This window comes from Paraburkholderia sp. ZP32-5 (genome assembly GCF_021390495.1).
Taxonomy (GTDB): domain Bacteria; phylum Pseudomonadota; class Gammaproteobacteria; order Burkholderiales; family Burkholderiaceae; genus Paraburkholderia.
The window spans coordinates 670,825-686,607 of record NZ_JAJEJP010000001.1 but is presented as its reverse complement, the minus strand read 5'-3'; the positions used below and the strand labels follow the sequence as shown (position 1 = coordinate 686,607).

The window sequence follows — 15,783 nt, the reverse complement described above, 5'->3', positions numbered from 1 at the left end:
CCGTTGGGTCCGCTCGCGCACCATCAAACGCACCGTCAGCCACACCATCACGCGCACCGTGCCGCCGTCGTCGCGGCGCGCACCGCGCCGACTGCCTTCAGAATTTCCTCGCTGGTCGCCGGCGCATTGAGCGGTGGATTGACCTTGTGAGCACCCACCGCTGACACCGCGTCGCGCACCGCGAAGAACACCGAGAACGGCAGCAGCAGCGGCGGCTCGCCGGTCGCCTTCGAACGATGGATGCTGTCCTCCGCGTTGCGGTTCTTGAACAGCTTCACGTTGAAGACCGGCGGCACATCGTTGACGGTCGGGATCTTGTAGGTGGACGGCGCGTGCGTCATCAGCTTGCCGCCCGCGTTCCACCACAACTCTTCCGTGGTGAGCCAGCCCATGCCCTGAATGAACGCGCCTTCGACCTGGCCGACGTCGAGCGCCGGATTCAGCGACGCGCCCACGTCATGCAATGCATCCGCGCGCAGCACGCGCATTTCGCCGGTCAGCGTATCGATGACGACTTCCGATACCGCCGCGCCATACGAGTAGTAGTAAAACGGCCGGCCTTGCAGCTTCGACTGATCCCAGTACAGCTTCGGCGTCGCGTAAAAGCCGTCGGACCACAACTGGACGCGCGCGAGATACGCCTTCGCGATCACTTCGCCGAACGGCACGATCGCGTCGCCGACCACCACGCAATCGTGCGCGAAGCGCACATCGGCGGCATTCACGTGGCCGTCGCCGAACTTTTCGGCGGCAAACGCGGCGAGCCGTTCGCGCAACTGCCGCGCGGCATCCTGCGCGGCCTTGCCGTTCAGATCGGAGCCGGTCGATGCGGCCGTCGCCGATGTATTGGCAACCTTGCTGGTATCGGTCGCGGTCACGCGGATGCGGTTAAAGCCAACACCCAGCTCATGCGCGACGACCTGCGCGACCTTCGTGTTCAAGCCCTGGCCCATTTCGGTGCCGCCGTGATTCACGAGCACCGAGCCATCGGTGTAGATATGCACCAGCGCGCCGGCCTGATTGAAGTGCGTGACGTTGAACGCGATGCCGAACTTGACCGGCGTCAGCGCCAGCCCCTTCTTCAGGATCTCGTTGTTCGCGTTGAATTCGTCGATTGCCTTGCGGCGCGCGCGATAGTCGCTGGTCGCTTCGAGTTCGTCGATCAGCTCGTGAATCACGTTGTCTTCGACCACCTGACCATACGGCGTCTGGTTGCGCTCGGTCTTGCCGTATAGATTGCGGCGCCGCACGTCGAGCGAATCCATGCCGACCGAGCGCGCGACGTTGTCGAGGATGTACTCGATCGCGAACGCACCCTGCGGACCACCGAAGCCGCGAAACGCGGTATTCGACTGCGTGTTGGTCTTGCCGCAAAAGCCGTCGATCGATACATCCGACAGCCAGTACGCGTTGTCGAAGTGGCACAGCGCGCGCGTCATCACCGGGCCGGACAGATCGGCGGAAAAACCGCAGCGCGACGTCATGTCGACCGCGACGCCGTCGATCACGCCCTGCTCGTCGTAGCCCACTTCGAACGTGTAGTGAAAGTCGTGGCGCTTGCCGGTCACCATCATGTCGTCGTCGCGATCCGGACGCAGCTTGACCGGGCACAGCAGCTTCCATGCGGCGAGCGCCGCGCAGCACGCGAACAGCGCCGATTGCGATTCCTTGCCGCCGAAGCCGCCGCCCATGCGCCGGCATTCGATCAGCACGTTATGCGAAGCCACACCCAATGCATGCGCAACCAGATGCTGCATTTCGGTCGGATGCTGGGTCGAGCAGTACACATGCATGCCGTCGTCGTCCTTCGGCACCGCGTACGAGATCTGCCCTTCCAGATAGAACTGCTCCTGACCACCGAGCAGCATTTCGCCGGCCTCGCGATGCGCGGCGCGCGCGATCTTCGTGCCGGCATCGCCGCGCGCGAGTTTCATCGGCGGCAGCACGAACTGGTTCGCGGCGCGCGCCTGCTGCGCGGTCAGCACCGCGGGCAATTCCTCGTAGACCACCTCGGCGCGCCGCGCGCCGAGACGCGCGACATCGTGCGACGTCGCGACCACGATAAACATCGGCTGACCGATGTATTGCACGACGCCATTGGCGAGAATCGGATCGTCGCCGTGGATGATCGGGCCGACGTCGTTGACGCCGGGGATATCGTCGGCGGTAAAGACCGCGACTACACCAGGCGTCGCGCGCACCTTGTCGAGCGAGATCGACACGATCTTCGCGTGCGCCTTCGACGACAAACCGAGCGCCGCGTGCAGCGTGCCGGCCACCTCGGGGATGTCGTCGGTGTAGGTCGCGCGGCCGCTCACGTGCAGATGCGCGGATTCGTGCGGCCGCGACACGTGCACCTGGGTGAAGTCGTCGAGCGCCTGAAGCTCTTTCAGGAACGGTTCGGCTTGCTGGTTCATTGTGATGTTCTCCGTATGCTCTGTGACCGTGCCGCGCTCAAACGCTCGCGCCGGCCGGCTCGACCGCGCGCACGTCGAGCAGATTTTTCGGCAGCGGGTTGTGCGGGCGCGTTTCGAGCCAGAAGCGGTACAGCGTGTTCTTTGCGCTTTCGAGCCGGTAGTCGCTGGTCGCGCGCATGTCGGACAGCGGCGCGTAGTCGTTGCCGAGCGCGAGCATCGCGGCCTGCGCGCTCGCCTCGTGCCATTCGGCGTCGCGCAGCACGGCTTCGGCATGCAGCGCGCGCTTCGGCGTCGCGGCCATGCCGCCGAACGCAATGCGCGGCTCGCGAATCGTGTTGCCGTCGGCGATAAACGAGAACGCCGCGCACACGGCCGAGATGTCCGAATCGAAACGCTTTGACAACTTGTAGGTGCGAAAGCGCAGATTCGCGCGCGCGCCGCTGCGCGTCGGCACCTTCAGGCCGACGACGAACTCGTGCTCGGCCATATCCTTCTTCTGATACGCGAGGTACAGGTCTTCGAGCGGCATCTCGCGCTCGATGTCGCCACCGCGCACGATCACGCGCGCGCCGAGCGCGATCAGCCCCGGCATCGAATCGCCGATCGGCGAGCCGTTGGCGATATTGCCGCCGAGCGTGCCGGCATTGCGGATCGGCAGCGATGCAAAGCGCTGCCACATCTCGGTGAGTTCCGGGTACTGCTTCGCGATCTCCGCGTAGGCTTTCTCGACGCTGACGCCCGCGCCGATCTCGATCCAGTCGTCATTCGTTACGAGCTTTTGCAACTCGGCGATCTGGCCGACATAGACGATGTTGCCGAGTTCGCGCATCTGCTTGGTGACCCACAGGCCGATGTCGGTGCTGCCTGCCAGAATCCGCGCGGCCGGCTCGGCTTCCTTCAGTTGCGCGAGTGCCGCGACCGTGCGCGGCGCGGCAAAGCGCTGGCCCGCGTGTTCGTAGTGGAATGTGTCGTTGCGCCCGAGCGATGCGAGCGACGCCGCCAGCGCCTTCACATCGACCGGCGCTTGCGGCGCGGGCGCCTCGAACATCTGCTCGGCCGCCTCGACGATCGGCCGGTAGCCGGTGCAGCGGCACAGGTTGCCGGTCAGCGCGTTGTTGATCGTGTCGCGCGACGGCACCGTACGGTTCGCGCAGCCATGCTCGTGGCCATGCTTTTCGTACAGCGCCCACATCGACATGATGAAGCCCGGCGTGCAGAAGCCGCATTGCGAGCCGTGGCAATCCACCATCGCCTGCTGCACCGGATGCAGCGAGCCGTCGGGCTGGCGCAGGTCTTCGACGGTGAACAGCGCGCGGCCGTCGAGCGTCGGAAGAAACTGGATGCACGCGTTGACCGCCTTGAAATCGACGCCGCCCGCCGCGTTGGGCTCGCCGATCACCACGGTGCACGCGCCGCAGTCGCCTTCGGCGCAGCCTTCCTTGGTGCCGGTGCAATGCGCGTCCTCGCGCAGATACTGCAGCACCGTGCGGGTGACGGGCGCGTCCTTGATTTCGCGGATCGCGTTGCGGTGATAGAAGCGAATCGGCTCAGTCATGTCTCATTGCTCTCGTCTGTTCTGTGTTCGCGCGGACGTGCCGCGTCGATGGTTCGAAAACTATCATCATCAATAAACACAACCCATAGCGGCAATTGCATGCAGGACATATCCGTAGAGCGATATCGGCAGGGATATGCACCGCGTTGCGCTTATGTTCAGAAGGAAATATTGCCGCCTTTTGCAAGTTTTTATGGCATTAAAGCCATCACAAACCATGGCGAACATGGCCGCGAGGCGTGCAAAGCAGCCCCAGACACCCCCAAAACGACCCTTTATAAGCGCGCCGAGGCCCACAAAACCGCCTTTAATCCGACGATTAATTAAGCAAATCCTGCAAGGGAATCGGTTCCATGGGACAATCACGCACTCCCGCCGATTTCAAGTCTCGTTTTCCCGATGTCCACCGACTCCGCGCCCGTTCGCAGCGAATTTGCGACGACCTTGCAGATCATTCCGGTCGTCTTTTTCACCTTTGTTTGCTACCTGACCATCGGCATTCCGCTCGCGGTGCTGCCCGGCTACGTGCATGGCGATCTCGGCTATAGCGCGGTGCTCGCGGGCGCCGCGATCAGCGTGCAATACGTCGCCACGCTTGCGTCGCGGGCGCTCGCGGGCCGCTCGGCCGATACGCTGGGGCCGAAGCGAACGGTGTCGATCGGTCTGATCGGCTGCGGTACGAGCGGCGTGTTTCTGCTGCTCGCCGCGCTCACCAGTCACTGGCCGGTGCTGAGCCTCGCGCTGCTCGTAGTGAGCCGCCTCGTGCTCGGCTTCGGCGAAAGCCTGTGTGGCACCGGCGCGATTCTGTGGGGCATCGGCCGGGTCGGCACCGCCAATAACGCACGGGTGATTTCGTGGAACGGCATCGCAACCTACGGCGCGCTCGCGATCGGCGCGCCGCTCGGCGTGCTGATTTCGCGCTCGATCGGCTTCACCGCGCTCGGCATTCTGGTGATGGTGCTCGCGGCGCTCGGCTACTACCTGGCGCGGCAGATCGCGGCGGTGCCGGTCGTTCACGGCGAGCGGATGTCGTATCGCAGCGTATTCACGCGCGTGCTGCCGCACGGCATGGGCCTCGCGCTCGGCTCGGCCGGCTTCGGCTCGATCGCAACCTTCATCACGCTGTTCTATGCGGCCAGGCACTGGCCGAACGCGGCGCTGTCGCTGACGCTGTTCGGCACGCTGTTCATCGGCTCGCGTCTGCTGTTCGCGAATACGATCAAAACGTATGGCGGATTTCGCGTCGCGATCGCGTCGTTCGCGTTCGAATGCGCGGGTCTGCTGATGCTGTGGCTCGCGCCCGAGCCGCATATCGCGCTGGCGGGCGCCGCGTTGACCGGCTTCGGCTTCGCGCTGGTGTTCCCGGCGCTCGGCGTCGAAGCGGTCGGCCTCGTACCGCCGGCGAGCCGCGGCGCGGCGCTGTCCGCGTATTCGGTGTTTCTCGATCTGTCGCTCGGCATTACCGGTCCGCTGGCCGGGTATATCGCCGGTGAATTCGGCTACGGCTCGGTGTTTCTGTTTGCCGCGCTCGCGGCAGCGGCGGCGGGGGTCTTGTCCACGGTGCTGTATCTGCGTCACGCCAGGGTGCGCAATCTGTCCGCCGCGCAATGAACGCGGACAATGCGTACGCGCGATGAAAATCCGCTGATCGCACGATCAAGCCGCAACACGCGCGGCGCCGGAACGTGAAGCCTGCGCGCGAATTCGTGAAACCTTGTACGGTAAAATCCAATTCTTGCCGTAATGGGTTCCCGCGTACCGCGGGAAGTGCTTATCCGGGCTCGACCGGGCCGGGAATAACGAACGACGCACGAATAACTCACGAACGATGCCGGCTCAATTCGTTGGTATAACGGGCTTGCCGCGCGCAGGCTCGACACTGCTGTGCCAGTTGCTGGCGCAGCATCCCGAGATCCACTGCGAAAGCCATAGCTCGCCGCTGTGCAACGCGCTGCTGGGCATTCGCCGCATGGTCAGCGACGACACCTTTTTCCTGGCCCAGCTCGACCACTCTTTCGAGCGCAGCTATGAGCACCTCGCATCGTCGATGCAAGGCTTCCTGCGCGGCTGGTATCACGACTGCGAGCGGCCCGTGGTGGTGGACAAGAACCGCGCGTGGCTGCACTCGATCGAATTCCTGCTGCGCATCGAGCCCGAAGCGCGGCTGATCGTCTGCCTGCGGGAACTCGGCCAGATTTACGGCTCGATCGAAGCGCAGCATCAGCGCACGATCCTCGTCGACTTCGCCGACCGTCTGGCCGATTACGACCGCTTCGGCCGCGCCGACATGCTGTTCGCGAAGGACAAGGCCGTCGGCGCGCCGCTGATCTCGCTGCACGCGGTACTGGATCTGCCCAAGGCCGTGCAGGAGCGTCTGTACTTCCTGCGCTTCGAGGATCTGATGGCGCAACCGGTGGCCTGCATGTCGCATCTGTATGCGTGGCTCGGCGTCGAGCCGCTCGACATCGATCCCGAGAATCTGACGGTCAGCCCTCACGAAAGCGACAGCCACTACCGGATGAAGTATCTGCATCGGCAAGGACCCCGCATCGCGACGCCGGCGCGGCATGCGGTGCCGCCGCGCATCCAGAAGCAGATCGAATCCGCTTGCGCGTGGTATTACGACCTTTACTATCCGCACCTCGTCAAGCCGCCGGCAAGCGGCGGTGGTGGTGGCGGCAGCGGAAGCTGAACGCGCGGCCCGGTTTGCGCCGCCGCATCGAGCGGTGGCGCTGAACTGCAAAAGGGGTGGTTGGGTCATTCCCAACCGCCCCTTTTTCGTGAGTACGCACAGCGCTTCGTGCCGGCATGGCCAGATGGCTAGCCGGATCGAAAGATTCCGCTCAGAAGGCCTTGCTCAATTGCAGCCACGCGCGCACCGACGCCGTATTGCCCGCCTGCTCCGGCCGGCCGCCGATCGGCGCCGCCAGCGAAGCGCTCGCATTGGTCTGATACGGCCCTGCCCAGTTCAAGCCGACGCCCACACCGGCCATATTCGCGATGTTCGAGCCCGCTTCGAACGTATCGCGGTTGATCCGCACGTGCGCGGCGTCGAGGAACGCAATCGCCTGCCACTGTCCGTACCACGCATGCGCCATCGTGTGACGCAATTCCATCGTGAAGAGCGCACCGGTGTCGCCGGCCACCGCATTGACGTCGTACGCGCGCACCGAACCCGGCCCGCCGGCGATCACCTGCTGCGACGAATCGAGGTTGCCCGACGCGAGCTGCCCCGACGCCGACAGGAACAGCGCATTGCCGCCGCCCAGATCCTGCAGCCGCATCGCGCTCAGATTCCACTTCGAGAAGCCGCCCTGGGTATCGCGCCCCATCGCGTCCTCGGCCTGCGCCGCGGCATTGCTGAAGCTCGTGTGGCCGTAGGTCCAGCTCAGGCTCCAGCCACTGACCGCGCCGGCGAGCAGGCCGTCGCGCACGTCACCTGACAGCGTCGCCGTGACGTTGTCCAGATGCCGGTCGTTCGCGCTGCCGGTGGCATCGATGTTGTCGTCGAGCGACAGGTGGTCGTACTGGAGCTGGCCATACAGATTCAGCGTGCGGCCGCGCAGCAGCGGCTGCTTGACCCACGTGCTCGCGACCTGCGCGGTGCCATGCGCGCCGATCGGCGACAGATCGCCGGCGAGGCGATAGTCGAGCGCCGAGAACGACGCGCCGACGCGCGTGCCGAGGCCGTTGAGCAGCGCGTCATAACCGACGCGGCCGTAGTTCATGTCGGCGCCGCTGGTGAGACCCGACACGCTGAACTCGTCGCCCTGATGCAGCGGATTGAACACGCTGACCGTGGCCGAGAGCCGTGGGCGGCCGCTGTAGCGCTCGCCCCAGTTGTCGACGGTGACGTTGCCCGCGACCATCGGCGCGGCCGCCGCGACCACCTGCAGGTCCGACGTGCCGACCGCGGCACCGGGCTTCAGCGTCGCGTTGACCTGCACGCCGGGGATATCGGACAGCAGCAGCAGGCTGCGATCCATCTGCGCATCCGTGACGACGGCACCGCTTTGCAGGCCGCCGAGCGTCGCGAGCAGCAGGCCGTCGCGCACGCGGCTCTGGTTGTCGAGGCCGATCTTGCCGAAGCGCGCCTCGATCACCTCGATGCGCACCACGCCGTTTTGCATCGTCTGCGCCGGCACGATTGCGCGCGCGAGCGGATAGCCGTGCGCGTGATAGTAGTCGGTGATGCGCGCCGCGAGTACGCCGAGATCCGTGAGCGTCAGATCCTTGCCCTCGGAGCCGGCAACCAGCGCGTGCAGCGTCGCCGTATCGATCTGCGTATTGCCGGTGATCTCGATACGCTCGACCCGGAACGCGACGCTCGACGGCAGTGTTTCGCTCGGCGGCCGGACGATGTTCAGGCCGGGGTTGTTCGAACTCGGCGTCGGCGGCTCGACCGGCTGGGTTTGCTGAAGCAGCGTGCCGGCATTCGGAATCGCCGGCGTGGCGGCATGAGCGGCAAGGCAAGGCAGTACGCCCAGCAGGGCGATAACGGCCGGCCGCTTCGTCAGGCGGCCGTGCAGGAGACATGTCATGGATGGTCTACGAATTAGTTCTTGCCGATCAGCGTGTCGGAGGGAAGATTCACGCCGAGACTCTGGATGTTCAGCGTGCCGGTGCCGCCGATACTCAACGTGACCGTCGGTATCGGCGTCGACGAAGACGCTTGCGTGGTGGACCCGGCGTTATTCGGCGTGCCCGGCGCGTTCGACGCCGGCAACGCCGAAATCGTCGACGACGTGTTCAGCCCCGGCGCAGTGCCGCCCATGCCAAAGAACGAGGTTTGCACGCTCGCGAGGATGTTGGGGAGCGTGTTCAACGGCGCCGCGGTGATCGTCAGCGCGCCCGCATTGCCGGGCGCGTCGGTGAACACATAGTTCGCCGCCGTGAGACCCGCGCCGTCGATCGCGTAGCTGCCCGCGCCCGACGAACTGTTCGCGCTGGTCGTCCATGTGAGCGTTCCGGAGGTCGAGTTCGCGAGCGTGTCGCCGCCGACGAAGCCGCTGACCGTGCCGCTCAAGTCGGGCAACGGACGGCCCGACTGGCCGGAGGCCGGCGCCGCCGTGTAGGTCAGCGTGGCCGGGGTGATGTTGGCGCTGAGGCTCGTGGGCTGCGCGATCACGTAGTTGCCGGCGTCCGCGCCGGTCAACGCGTCCGATGCGGTGATGCCGATGCCGTTGCCGACGTTCTTCGTTGCGAACGTGCCTGATTGCGTCAATGTCACCGAGTCGGAGCCGATCAGGCCAGATAGCGTGCCGCCGCTCAGCGTCGCCGCTGTCGTGCCGTCGTAGACCTTGTTGCTTGCGCTCGTGCCGGTCACCGTCAGCGTGGCCGGCGTGATATCCGCGGTAACGCTGGTCGGTTGCGCGATCACGTAGTTGCCGGCGTCCGCACCGCCCAACGTGTCCGCGGTGTTCACACTGATGCCGCTGCCGGCGTTCTTCGATGCGAACGTGCCCGACTGCGTCAGCGTCACCGAGTCCGAGCCGATCAGGCCCGACAGCGTGCCGCCGCTCAGCGTCGCCGCTGTCGTGCCGTCGTACACCTTGTTGTTCGCGCTCGTGCCTGTCACCGTCAACGTGGCTGGCGTGATGTCGGCGCTGAGGGCGGCCGTGGGTTGCGTGAGCACGTAGTTGCCCGCGTCGGTACCGCTAAGCGTGTCCACCGCGGTTACGCCGATGCCGTTGCCGACGTTCTTCGATGCGAACGTACCCGACTGCGTCAGCGTCACCGAGTCCGAGCCGAACAGGCCAGTCAACGTGCCACCCGACAGCGTCGCTGTCGTTGTGCCGTCGTAGACCTTGTTGTTCGCGCTCGTGCCCGTTACGGTCAAGGAGGCCGGGGTGATGTTGGCGCTGAGAGACGTGGGCTGCGCGATCACGTAGTTGCCTGCGTCGGTGCCGGTTAACGCGTCCGATGCGGTTATGTCGATGCCGTTGCCGACGTTCTTCGATGCGAACGTGCCTGATTGCGTCAATGTCACCGAGTCGGAGCCGATCAGGCCCGACAGCGTGCCGCCACTCAGCGTCGCCGATGTCGTGCCGTCATACACCTTGTTGCTTGCGCTCGTGCCCGTCACCGTCAGCGTGGCCGGCGTGATGTCAGCGGTCACGCCGGTCGGTTGCGCGATCACGTAGTTGCCCGCGTCCGTGCCGGCCAGCGTATCCGCTGTGTTCACACTGATACCGTTGCCCGCGTTCTTCGATGCAAACGTACCCGCTTGCGTCAATGTCACCGAGTCCGAGCCGATCAGGCCCGACAGCGTGCCGCCACTCAGTGTCGCCGCTGTCGTGCCGTCATAGACCTTGTTGCTCGCGCTCGTACCCGTCACCGTCAACGTAGCCGGCGTGATGTCGGCGCTGAGGGCACCCGTAGGCTGCGTGAGCACATAGTTGCCCGCGTCCCCGCCGCCGAGAGTGTCCGCCGCGGTCACGCCAATGCCGTTACCGACGTTCTTCGATGCGAACGTGCCCGACTGCGTCAGCGTCACCGAGTCCGAACCGATCACGCCGGATAGCGTGCCGCCGCTCAGCGTTGCAGCCGTCGTGCCGTCATAGACCTTGTTGCTCGCACTCGAGCCTGTCACCGTCAGCGTGGCCGGCGTGATATTCGCGCTGAGAGACGTGGGCTGCGCGATCACGTAGTTGCCGGCGTCCGTGCCGGTCAGCGCGTCCGATGCAGTAATGTCGATGCCCGCGCCGACGTTCTTCGTTGCGAACGTACCCGCCTGCGTCAATGTCACCGAATCCGAACCGATCAGGCCCGACAGCGTGCCGCCGCTCAGCGTTGCCGTGGTCGTGCCGTCGTACACCTTGTTGCTCGCGCTCGTGCCGGTCACCGTCAGCGTGGCCGGCGTGATGTCGGCGGTAACGCCGGTCGGTTGCGCGATCACGTAGTTGCCGGCATCGGTGCCACCGAGCGAGTCCGCCGCAGTTACGCCGATGCCCGTGCCGACGTTCTTCGATGCGAACGTGCCCGATTGCGTCAGCGTCACCGAGTCCGAACCGATCAGGCCCGACAGCGTGCCGCCGCTCAATGTGGCCGCCGTCGTACCGTCGTAGACCTTGTTGCTCGCGCTCGTGCCGGTCACGGTCAGCGTGGCCGGCGTGATGTTGGCGCTCAGCGACGTGGGCTGCGCGATCACGTAATTGCCGGCGTCGGTGCCGGCCAGCGCATCCGTCGCGGTCACGCCGATGCCGTTACCCACGTTCTTCGACGCGAACGTTCCCGACTCCGTCAGCGTCACCGAGTCCGAACCGAACAGGCCCGACAGCGTGCCACCGCTCAGCGTTGCAGCCGTCGTGCCGTCGTACACCTTGTTGCTCGCGCTCGTGCCCGTCACAGTCAAGGTCGCCGGCGTGATGTCGGCGCTCAGAAACGTGGGCTGCGTAATCACGTAGTTGCCTGCGTCAGTGCCGGCCAGCGAGTCCGCCGCGGTCACGCCGATGCCGTTGCCGACGTTCTTCGATGCGAACGTGCCCGACTGCGTCAACGTCACCGAGTCCGAGCCGATCAGGCCCGACAGCGTGCCGCCCGTCAGCGTGGCCGTCGTCGTGCCGTCGTACACCTTGTTGTTCGCGCTCGTGCCCGTCACGGTCAACGTGGCGGGCGTGATGTTGGCGCTAAGAACACCCGTGGGCTGCGCGATCACGTAGTTGCCGGCATCGGTGCCACCGAGCGAGTCCGCCGCGGTCACGCTGATACCCGTGCCGACGTTCTTCGATGCGAACGTGCCCGACTGCGTCAGCGTCACCGAGTCCAAACCGATCAGACCCGACAGCGTGCCGCCACTCAGCGTCGCCGAGGTCGTGCCGTCGTACACCTTGTCGCTCGCGGTGGTCGTGCCCGTCACCGTCAAGGTGGCCGGCGTGATGTTGGCACTGAGAGACGTGGGCTGCGCGATCACGTAGTTGCTCGCGTCGGTGCCGCCCAGCGAATCCGCCGCGGTCACACCGATACCTGTGCCGACGTTCTTCGATGCGAACGTGCCCGACTGCGTCAATGTCACCGAGTCCGAGCCGAACAGGCCCGACAGCGTGCCTCCCGTCAGCGTGGCTGTCGTCGTACCGTCGTACACCTTGTCGCTCGCGCTCGTGCCCGTCACGGTCAGCGTGGCCGGCGTGATGTTGGCGCTGAAAGACGTGGGCTGCACGATCACGTAGTTGCCCGCGTCGGTGCCGGCGAGCGTATCCGCCGCAGTTACGCCGATGCCCGTGCCCACGTTCTTCGACGCGAACGTGCCCGACTGCGTCAGCGACACCGAGTCCGAACCGAGCACGCCGACCAGTGTGCCGCCCGTAAACGTCGCGTCTGTCGTACCGTCGTAGACCTTGTTGTTTGCGCTCGCGCCCGTCACGGTCAGCGTGGCCGGCGTGATGTTCGCGGTAAGGCCGGTCTGCTCCACCACCACATAGTTGCTCGCATTCGTGCCGCTCAACAGTCCCGACAGCGTCACGCCGATGCCGGTGCCGACGTCCTTCGACGCAAACGTGCCCGACTGCGTCAGCGTCACCGTGCCCGCATCGGCGCCGATCAGGCCGGAGATCGCGCCGCCACTCACCGTTGCCGCGGTCGTGCTGTCGTACACCTTGTCGCCGACGGTCGTGCCCGTGACCGTCACCGTGGCCGGCGTGATGGTCGCGGTGACGCCGGTCGGCTGCGTGATCACATAATTGCTGGCCCCGGTGCCGCTCAGCGCATCCGTCATGGTCACGCCGACGTTCGTGCCGGCGTTCGGCGACACGAACGTGCCCGATTGCGTCAGTACCACCGTGCCCGCATCGGCTCCGATCAGGCCCGACACCGTGCCGCCGGAGACCTGCGCGGTCGTGGTGCCGTCGTACACCTTGCCGCTCGCGCTCGTGCCCGTCACCGTCACGGCCTTCGGGTTGATGGTCAGCGTGCCGCTCGCATACACGATCGTGAATTCAGGGTCGATCGTGCTGAGCCCGCTCATCGTGATCGCGTAGTTGCCCGCGTTGGTCGCACTTTGCGTGGCGGCCCCGGCGTAGGTGGCCGTGCCGCTCAGCGGGCTGCCGCCGAACGAGCTCGTATAGGTGAAGCCGCCGGAATAGGCGCTGCCGTTGTACGTGACGTTCGAGCTGCTGGCGGTGGGCGTCACCGTTACGACGGTCGCGAGCCGCGTCAGGATCGGGCCGTTGCTGCCCATTTCCCATGTATTCGGAAAATCCCAGCTGGCGAAGCTGCTCTGGCTTCGCGCCTGCGTCGAGGTCAGCCCGCCACCGCCGGATGCCGTGGCCGATGACGTCAGGCCGGTCGTCGTGGTGTTCCAGTAGCTGTTCGTGATCAGTCCGGGAGGAAGGGACGAACTCGTCGAGGTAATTCCGCCCGAATCGGACCCTCCGGTGACTCTGCCGGCGGCGTAGCTATTCGAGATGGTGGCGCCGCTGTTGCCGCCAACCAGTCCGCCGACATACGCCGCCCCGGTGACGCTGCCGAGCGCGAAACTGTTGGTAACGGTCGCGCCGGAAGATAAAGACGAATAGTTGTAGCCGACCAGCCCGCCAACGAACCCCATGTCGCTGGCCTGCGCCGAACCCACGTTGCCGATCGCGTAGCTTTCCGAAATCGTACTGGTCGGTCCGGAGCCGCCGCCGAACGATTGGCTGCCGTTGAAGCCGACCAGCCCGCCGACGTTGGAAGCCTCATCGTCGGCGGCATCGATGTTCACGTTGCCGGTTGCGAAGCTCCGCGAGATGGTGCCTGCATTGATGCCGACCAGTCCGCCGATATTGAAACCAGGCGAACTCACCGCGCCGAGCGCATGGCTGTTGGTGATCGTGCCGTAATTCAATCCGGCCAGCCCGCCGACATCCGAGGTAAATCCATTACCGCCGCCGACCGTACCACCGGCATAGCTGTTGTCGATGCTGCCGGTCTTATAGCTGTACGTCCCGTTCGCGCCGACCAGTCCGCCTATGACGCCCCCGCCGCTCGGCCCGCCGCTCGTCGCCACATTGGCCGTCGCATAGCTATGACTGATCGTGCCGTAGTTCTGCCCGACCAGCCCGCCCACATAGCTCTCCCCGACGATGGACCCGTTCACGAGCCCGACGTTGCGGATCACGCTGCCGGTGACGACACCGGCGCCGTTCGGCGCCCCCACCTGCCCGAAAAGGCCGATGTACATGTCGTTCGGCCGCGCGATGGTCAGGTTGCTGATCGTGTGCCCGAGCCCGTCGAACACGCCGGTGAACGGCGAGATATACGACCCGATCGGCACGAACCCCTGCCCGCTGTTCCAGCCCGACGTCGCACTCGCGTCGATATTGGCGCCCAGCACGAAATTGCCGCCCAGATTGCCGTTGACGCCCTGCAGGTCCGTGCCGGTTGTGCTGCCCGCGTTGCCGAGGCTCGTAATCACCTTGAACTGGGTGACCGCGCCGTTGCTGCCGAGCTGCGTGCTGAAGTTGTTGCCCGCCTGCAGGTTCACCGGCGCATTGACGTTGTAGGTCGCGGTATTACCCGCGTTCACCGCGCCCATGCCGTACTGCAGCGCCAGCTTGCCGTTCGCGTTCGTCGCGGTGATGCTCTGGTTGATGTTGATGTTGGCGAGCGCGGTCAGCGTTAGCGTCGTTGCCGCGCCCCAGCTCACCGTGTCGTCGATGTTGATGTTGCCGCTGCCGGCGCTGCCGCCCGACGTGCTCTGCAGTTGCACGCTGTTGTTGTTGAGCGCCGTGCTCAGTGCCGCTCCGGTCATGTCGCCGCCGCTCGCAGCCACCGTGAAGTCGGTCGGGTCGATCAGCCATGAGCCGGTCAGTCCGTCCGGCGCCCGCGTCGTGATCGTCGCGTCCGGCGCCACCTTCACCGTCGCGGCGCTCGTCTCGATCGAGCCGCCGTTGCCGCCGTTCGGCGCACTCGCGTCGAGCGTGCCACCGACGTTCACCTGCCCCGCCGCCATGCCGCCCAGCAGCGTGATCTTGCCGTCGTGGTTCTCGACCGTGCGCGCCTCGATCACTCCGGTGCTGTTCACCACGCTCGCCAGCAGCGCATCCTTGGCGCCCGCCGTCATCAGCACGATGCCGCCGTCGGCCTGGATCAGCCCGCCGTTCTCCGCGAGATTGTTCAGCGTGCTCTGGTCCACCTGCATGCTGACGAGGCTGCTGCCGCCGAAAGTGAGTGTCACCGCGCTGCCCGCGCCCAATGCGACGGTGCCCAGCTTCGCGACGATCGTCCCTTCGTTGCCGACGTGATTGCCGAGCAGCGCCACGTAGCCGCCGTTGGCCGCGGTGATCGCGCCTTGGTTGATCACGCTGCCGGTGCCGTTGCCGCTGAAGCTCAGCTTGCCGCTGCCGAGGCTCGCGTCATTCACGTCGAGCGTCGATGCGACCAGCCCGCCGACGTTGACCTGCGCGCCCTTGCCGAACAGGATCCCGTTCGGGTTGATCAGGAACACCTGGCCGTTGGCGTTCAGCTTGCCGAGAATGCGCGTGCCGCTCGTGTCGAAGATGCGGTTCACCGCGATCGACGACGCCGTCGGCTGCACGAACGTGACCGTCTCTTTCGGCGCGATGTTGAAGCTGTTCCAGTTCACCGACAGCGTCGAACTCGACTGCGTGATCGTGGTCGTCGCTCCGTTACGGCTGATACTGCCGCTTCCCGACACGACCTGGCCGCCACCCGGCGCGGCATGCGCACCGACCGCCGACAGCGACAGTGCCGCCATCACCAGCTTGCGCCCCGAGCCCTTGCTTCGACCCCGGGCAACCTCCGAAACCGCCACCCAGCTCTGATAAACCTGATTCCAGATCAGCCGATATGCGTGATTCATAAATAACAACCTCG

7 protein-coding genes are annotated in these 15,783 nt (G+C 65.6%); 3 read left to right on the top strand and 4 right to left on the bottom strand.

Annotation, left to right across the window (positions count from 1 at the left end; all coding sequences use genetic code 11):
* Positions 1-47: 47 nt before the first annotated feature.
* The gene (gene xdhB, locus L0U82_RS02950) at positions 48-2,417 is read right to left on the bottom strand and encodes a xanthine dehydrogenase molybdopterin binding subunit (RefSeq protein WP_233828386.1); all 2,370 of its coding nucleotides are present in this window, start codon (positions 2,415-2,417) and stop codon (positions 48-50) included.
* A gap of 37 nt (positions 2,418-2,454) precedes the next feature.
* Entirely contained in the window at positions 2,455-3,972 is a 1,518-nt protein-coding gene (xdhA, locus tag L0U82_RS02945; protein ID WP_233828384.1) for a xanthine dehydrogenase small subunit, read from the bottom strand.
* Between the two features lie 99 nt (positions 3,973-4,071).
* Between xdhA and L0U82_RS02940 the strand changes: the two genes are divergently transcribed.
* The 3 genes from L0U82_RS02940 (at position 4,072) to L0U82_RS02930 (ending at position 6,664) form a co-directional block, all read left to right on the top strand.
* Complete coding sequence (locus L0U82_RS02940) at positions 4,072-4,299, top strand: hypothetical protein (protein ID WP_233828383.1); 228 nt, start codon at positions 4,072-4,074, stop codon at positions 4,297-4,299.
* Positions 4,300-4,371: 72 nt separating this feature from the next.
* Positions 4,372-5,583 carry an MFS transporter gene (locus L0U82_RS02935; RefSeq protein ID WP_233828382.1) on the top strand — a complete coding sequence of 404 codons (1,212 nt, stop codon included), beginning with the start codon at positions 4,372-4,374 and terminating at the stop codon, positions 5,581-5,583.
* A gap of 217 nt (positions 5,584-5,800) precedes the next feature.
* Positions 5,801-6,664 (top strand): sulfotransferase family protein, encoded by an 864-nt coding sequence (locus tag L0U82_RS02930; protein WP_233828381.1) that lies wholly within the window; start codon positions 5,801-5,803, stop codon positions 6,662-6,664.
* A 151-nt stretch (positions 6,665-6,815) separates the two neighbouring features.
* Here L0U82_RS02930 and L0U82_RS02925 read toward each other — a convergent pair whose 3' ends face one another.
* Both L0U82_RS02925 and L0U82_RS02920 read right to left on the bottom strand, forming a co-directional pair.
* Positions 6,816-8,513, bottom strand: a complete 1,698-nt coding sequence (locus tag L0U82_RS02925) for a ShlB/FhaC/HecB family hemolysin secretion/activation protein (protein WP_233828380.1) — start codon at positions 8,511-8,513, stop codon at positions 6,816-6,818.
* A gap of 14 nt (positions 8,514-8,527) precedes the next feature.
* The gene (locus L0U82_RS02920) at positions 8,528-15,769 is read right to left on the bottom strand and encodes a beta strand repeat-containing protein (RefSeq protein ID WP_233828379.1); all 7,242 of its coding nucleotides are present in this window, start codon (positions 15,767-15,769) and stop codon (positions 8,528-8,530) included.
* Positions 15,770-15,783: the final 14 nt, after the last annotated feature.